Source organism: Mesorhizobium album, assembly GCF_033977205.1.
Taxonomy (GTDB): Bacteria; Pseudomonadota; Alphaproteobacteria; order Rhizobiales; family Rhizobiaceae; genus Mesorhizobium; species Mesorhizobium album.
The window spans coordinates 1-1119 of the sequence record NZ_JAVIIW010000134.1; the positions used below are offsets into that span (position 1 = coordinate 1).

The 1119-nt window shown below is 64.6% G+C and carries 1 protein-coding gene; it reads right to left on the bottom strand.

Annotated features, from left to right (window positions below; translation table 11 throughout):
* The coding region (locus tag RFN28_RS34575) for an IS110 family RNA-guided transposase (RefSeq protein ID WP_320291594.1) at positions 1–1039 on the bottom strand (1039 nt) is incomplete at its 3' end.
* Between the last annotated feature and the right edge of the window lie 80 nt (positions 1040–1119).

Genomic DNA, 1119 nt, shown 5'->3' on the forward strand with positions numbered 1-1119 from the left:
CGCTCATGCTGACCCGTTCATGGAACCAGCGCGTCAGGGCCGAGGCCGGCTGATAGCGCAGCCAGAGCCAGGCCAGTTGGATCATCGTCGTGCGCAGCCTCGGATTGCCTGCCTTCGAGACACCCTGCTCACGATCGATCGAGCCGCTTCGCCATGGCGAGGGTGCGAGCCCTGCATAGGCTGCAATCTGGCGCCGGTTGCCGAACTGACGGAACAGCCCCTCGTGTGCCAGGGTGCTGGCGAACTCCGCGCCGATGCCCTTGATCTCTTCGAGCATCGCTTGCGGGGCGGTCGCCTCCAACTTTGCACTCTGGGCATCACGCTCGGCCTCGACGGCTTTGATCTGCTCGTTCACCAATTCGAGCCGGTCGAGCTCACGGCACAGCTGCGCCTTGAGATGGGCGGGCAGCGGCCGGCCATCCCCCGTGCGCAGGTCATCCAAACGCTCGCGCCGGTCGCGACGCGCAGGCTCATAACCGCGCACACCCACAGTGAAGAGCAGCCCTTTGATCCGGTTGACGTGTCTCTTACGCTCCTCAACCAGTGCCTTGCGCTCGCGGCCGACCCGGCGGCGATCTTCATCCTCAATCGCCGGCACACGGACCATCGCGCAGACCCGAGGCTCACCCCGCATCCACGCCATCAGCGTGCGAACCAGTGTCTCCCCATCGATGCGGTCGGTCTTCGCCCGGCGGTGCCGGCGCGACACCGCGATCGAGGCGGCATCCACGACATGGCTGGTGATCCAGCATTCCGCCGCGAGCGCGCGGTGAAGCCAGAAACCATCGAGCCCCGCCTCTTGGATGACAACCACGCGATAGAGCCTGCCCTCCCGCGCCCGCGCCTTCTCGCGCAAGAGGCTCAGGCATGTCAGCAATGCCGGCAGATCGCCGCCGGCTACCGAATGACGCGACATCTTCTCGCTGCCGGGCGATAGCGACGTCACCAGCCACGTCGACTTCGACAGTTCCAACGAGACGAATATTGCGCCAAGATCAACCCGGATAGCGGCTCGGGGCGAGTTTGGTTCTGCTGTCATGGCAAATCCCTTCAGAGTGGTTGGTAGCAAACCGACTCTGATCTCCCTCAGGCCGCTGTCCACCACTCATCATGGGATCT